This window comes from Sphingomonas pruni NBRC 15498, assembly GCF_001598455.1.
Classification (GTDB): Bacteria; Pseudomonadota; Alphaproteobacteria; order Sphingomonadales; family Sphingomonadaceae; genus Sphingomonas; species Sphingomonas pruni.
In genome coordinates this window covers 1-4,046 of the sequence record NZ_BCYZ01000131.1, presented here as the reverse complement: position 1 = coordinate 4,046, position 4,046 = coordinate 1, and the positions used below count along the sequence as shown (strand labels likewise).

Below are 4,046 nucleotides of genomic sequence, written 5' to 3'. Positions count from 1 at the left end.
CCAAGCGTCTGCCGAGACAGAAGGAGAAAGAAGACCCTCACCCAACCTGCACCGGGTGAACAGTGCCCCGCACTGTTCAGGTCATGCCGCGGGCATGACCGACCCGGTGCACCCGCAGGCGGGAGAGGGCTGGAAAGAAGAAGGGGCCGGAGTATCGCTACTCCGGCCCCTTTCTCATTGCCTAAATCAGCCGTTCACTCGGTGCCGGGCACCCGCGGCGCGAGGCCTTCATAGGCTTCGGGCTCGGGCACATCGACGATGCCCCGGCCGACATGGCTGCGGCTGCGGCTGTAGAAGAAATAGATCAGCAGGCCGATCAATCCCCAACCCGGCAGGACCAGGATCGCGGTCAGCGGCAGCGAGATGTAGAGCCCGATACAGCCGATGATCGCGAGCGGTGCGATGATCCACACGCCCGGCGTGCGGAACGGCCGCTTGCGGCCCGGATCGGTGCGGCGCAGCACCATCACCGACACCGCGACCATGAAGAAGGCGAACAGCGTGCCCGAGTTGGAATAGTCGGCGAGCTTGCCCACCGGCAGGATCGCCGAGGCGACCGCGGCGCCGACGCCGGTCACGACGGTGACCACGTGCGGGGTACGGAACTTCGGATGGACCGAGGCGAGCTTCTCCGGAAGCAGGCCGTCACGAGCCATGGTGAAGAACACGCGGGTCTGGCCGAACATCATCATCAGCACGACCGACGGCAGCGCGAGCACTGCCGCCACGCCGACCAGCCGGCCGATCAACGGCCAGTTGATGACCTGGAGAACGTGAACCAGCGCTTCCTTCGAGCAGACTAGCGGCTCCATCGCGCCCGCGGCGACGATCCGGGCACAGCGTCCGGCCATTTCGGCCGATCCCGGTGCGAGGACGCTGCCATCGGCCCCGGTCACCGGTTGCGCGCCGATCGCGCCGATCGCGCCCGAGGCGACCAGCAGATAGAAGATGGTGCAGATGCCGAGCGACCCGATCAGGCCGATCGGAACGTTGCGCTGCGGGTTCTTGGTTTCCTCGGCCGCGGTCGAGACCGCGTCGAAGCCGACATAAGCGAAGAAGATCGACGCGGCGGCGCCCAGCATACCGGTCGTGCCGGTGGGCAGGAAAGGCTCCGCGGGCGAATTGAAATGCGTGCCGTTGAGGACCGGCAAGGTCAGCGCGATGAACACGGTCAACGCGGTGATCTTGATCAGCACCAGCACAGCGTTGACGCGCGCGCTCTCGGTCGTGCCGATGACCAGCAACCAGGTGACCAAACCGACGATGAAAACCGCCGGAACGTTGATCCAGCCGCCGGTGTCCATCGCCGTCTGCAAATCGACATTGGGCGTTGCCCCGAACGCCACCTGGGCGTGGGCCATCAGCGCATCGGCATTCTTGATCGCGTTCGGCAAATGGAAGCCGATACCATCGAGCAACCCGGCCAGATGGTTCGACCAGCCGACCGCGACCGCGCTGGCGCCGACCGCATATTCGAGGATGAGTGCCCAGCCGACCATCCAGGCGAGCAGTTCGCCGGTCACGGCATAAGTGTAGGTATAGGCCGATCCCGATACCGGGACCATCGAGGCGAGTTCGGAATAGCAGAGCGCGGCGACCGCACAGACGAAGCCGGCGACGATGAAGCTGAGCAGCATGCCCGGCCCCGCCTTTTGCGCGGCTTCGGAGGTGAGCACGAAGATACCCGTGCCGATCACGGCGCCGATGCCGAGCATCGTCAGCTGGAACGCACCGAGCGATCGGTGCAGCCCCTTTTTCTCGGCGGTCGCAAGGATCGCATCGAGAGGTTTTACGCGGTCAAAAATCATGAATGGCCAACCCCCAAGGTGGTATTTTGGTGCTGGCGGCGGAGCCTAGTCGCAAAACCCCTACGTGCAATCCCTTATTGGTTTCAGCTGCGACGAACGCGCGTTCGGTTTCAGCAAAGCTGAAACATCGGCGCCGCTTCAGCAAAGCTGAAAACGCTCTACCGCGCCAGCATCGGCCCCAGTGCGCGTCCGCCGAACAGATGGACGTGGAGGTGCGCGATCTCCTGGTGTCCATGCAGGCCGACATTGGCGAGCAGGCGATAGCCCGGCGCGACGAGGTCGAGGTCGCGTGCGACCTTGCCGACGGCGCGAACGAAGCCGGCGATCTCCGCCTCGGATGCCTTGGCGCTGAAATCGTCCCACGAGACATAGGGCCCGCGCGGGATCACCAGGACATGGGTCGGCGCCTGCGGGTTGATGTCGTGGAAGGCGACTGCCCATTCGTCTTCGTACACGCGCTTCGACGGGATCTCGTCGCGTAGGATCTTCGCGAAGATATTCTGGTCGTCATAGGGCAGGGTGGCGTCGATCGGCATCAATTCCCCTCCCGCTCGCGGGAGGGGTTAGGGGAGGGCGTGTCAGCCTCCATTCCCGCCGGCGTGGTAATATCTCACATGCCCTCCCCCAGCCCCTCCCGCAAGCGGGAGGGGAGTTTAAGAGCGATTGGCTTTTTCGGTTAGACCCGAGGTACCCGTCCGCCGCGCCAGCTCGCTGCGCACGTCGTTGAGGCACAGGCCGGAATCGGCGAGCAGCACGAGCAGATGATAGACCAGGTCGGCGGCCTCGCCGGTCAGTTCCTTCTTGTCCTTGCGCATCGCCGCGATGACGGTCTCGACCGCTTCCTCGCCGACCTTTTGCGCGATCTTGGCGCGGCCGGCCACGAACAGCGAGGCGGTATACGAACTGGAGGCGCTCTCACCCTTGCGCGAGTGGATCAGCGCGTCGAGCGCATCGAGCGGATCGTTGGTCATGGCGCGAGCGCTGCCTGTCCGCGCCGCCGCCGTCAATCCTTTGGCGCAGCCGCCGTCGTGTCGGCCGGTTTGGCGAAGCGCTTGCGAAGTGCCCGACGCGCCAACCAGACGCCGGCAACCGCCATGCCGAACAAGGCGATGTCGGACAGTTCGGGCATGCTGCGCGTATGGATCACCCCGCTATGCGGTGGCACCGAGGCGAACGCCGGGGTCGCGAGGAGCAGAAGAGGCAGGGCGAGGGCGTAGCGCATTGAGAGGGCGTGATAGCGCGCGCGGGTTAACGCCGTTTCTACAGTTCCTCCGTCATGCCGGGCTTGTCCCGGCATCCACCGTGCAAAATGACCTCAGCTTTAGGGTGTGCGGCACGGTGGACCCCGGGACAAGCCCGGGGTGACGAATGGGTCGAGCCGTCTGAATTTTAGGCGATCGGCGTGCGCACCGGGATGCCCGCCGCAGCCAGCGCGCGGTGGGCGTCCGCTATGCTCGCCTCACCAAAATGGAAAATACTCGCGGCGAGCACCGCGCTGGCATGGCCGTCGCGGATGCCGGCGACGAGGTCGTCGAGCCCACCAACACCGCCCGACGCTACCACCGGCACGCTCACCTGGTCGGCAATCGTGCGGATGAGTTCGAGGTCGTAGCCACTGCGCGTGCCGTCGCGGTCCATGCTGGTGATCAGCAACTCGCCCGCGCCGAGTTCGGCTAGCCGCAGGGCATGCGCGACCGCGTCGATCCCGGTCGGCTTGCGGCCGCCATGCGTGAAGACTTCCCAACCATCCGCCGTGCGCCGCGCGTCGACCGAGGCCACGCAGCACTGGCTGCCGAAGCGCTCGGCGATGTCGCGGACGACTTCGGGTCGCGCCACTGCGGCGGAATTGACCGCGACCTTGTCGGCACCGGCGAGCAGCAAGGCGCGTGCGTCCTCGGCCGAGCGGACCCCGCCGCCGACGGTCAGTGGCATGAAGCAGACTTCGGCGGTCCGTCGCACGACGTCGAGTATGGTGCCGCGCGCTTCGTGGCTGGCGGTGATGTCGAGAAAGCAGAGCTCGTCGGCACCGGCCGCGTCATAGGCTTGCGCCTGCTCGACCGGATCACCGGCGTCGCGCAGGTCGACGAAATTGACGCCCTTGACCACGCGGCCATTGGCGACGTCAAGACACGGGATGACCCGGGCGCGAACGGTCATGATTCCCTCTCCCATTGGGAGAGGGAGGGAGCCGCGAAGCGGCGGAAGGGTGAGGGCAGATGGGGACGCGTGACGCTGCCC

5 protein-coding genes are annotated in these 4,046 nt (G+C 65.9%); all 5 read right to left on the bottom strand.

The annotated features are described in order from the left end of the window. Positions 1–194: 194 nt before the first annotated feature. The 5 genes from SPR01S_RS20690 to hisF all read right to left on the bottom strand — a co-directional run bounded on the left by SPR01S_RS20690 (position 195) and on the right by hisF (position 3,965). Entirely contained in the window at positions 195–1,808 is a 1,614-nt protein-coding gene (locus SPR01S_RS20690; RefSeq protein WP_066593669.1) for an amino acid permease, read from the bottom strand. Between the two features lie 158 nt (positions 1,809–1,966). Beyond that, positions 1,967–2,344, bottom strand: a complete 378-nt coding sequence (locus tag SPR01S_RS20685) for a histidine triad nucleotide-binding protein (protein ID WP_066593668.1) — start codon at positions 2,342–2,344, stop codon at positions 1,967–1,969. A 117-nt stretch (positions 2,345–2,461) separates the two neighbouring features. Continuing rightward, positions 2,462–2,779, bottom strand: a complete 318-nt coding sequence (locus tag SPR01S_RS20680) for a phosphoribosyl-ATP diphosphatase (protein ID WP_066593667.1) — start codon at positions 2,777–2,779, stop codon at positions 2,462–2,464. 32 nt (positions 2,780–2,811) lie between these two features. After that, entirely contained in the window at positions 2,812–3,030 is a 219-nt protein-coding gene (locus SPR01S_RS20675; RefSeq protein ID WP_066593664.1) for a hypothetical protein, read from the bottom strand. Positions 3,031–3,197: 167 nt separating this feature from the next. Continuing rightward, the gene (hisF, locus tag SPR01S_RS20670) at positions 3,198–3,965 is read right to left on the bottom strand and encodes an imidazole glycerol phosphate synthase subunit HisF (RefSeq protein ID WP_066593661.1); all 768 of its coding nucleotides are present in this window, start codon (positions 3,963–3,965) and stop codon (positions 3,198–3,200) included. Positions 3,966–4,046: the final 81 nt, after the last annotated feature.

What these genes read in the sequence shown, in the direction of transcription:
- SPR01S_RS20690 (WP_066593669.1), bottom strand. Translation starts at nt 1,808, where the DNA reads ATGATTTTTGACCGCGTAAAACCTCTCGATGCGATCCTTGCGACCGCC.
- SPR01S_RS20685 (WP_066593668.1), bottom strand. Translation starts at nt 2,344, where the DNA reads ATGCCGATCGACGCCACCCTGCCCTATGACGACCAGAATATCTTCGCG.
- SPR01S_RS20680 (WP_066593667.1), bottom strand. Translation starts at nt 2,779, where the DNA reads ATGACCAACGATCCGCTCGATGCGCTCGACGCGCTGATCCACTCGCGC.
- SPR01S_RS20675 (WP_066593664.1), bottom strand. Translation starts at nt 3,030, where the DNA reads ATGCGCTACGCCCTCGCCCTGCCTCTTCTGCTCCTCGCGACCCCGGCG.
- hisF (WP_066593661.1), bottom strand. Translation starts at nt 3,965, where the DNA reads ATGACCGTTCGCGCCCGGGTCATCCCGTGTCTTGACGTCGCCAATGGC.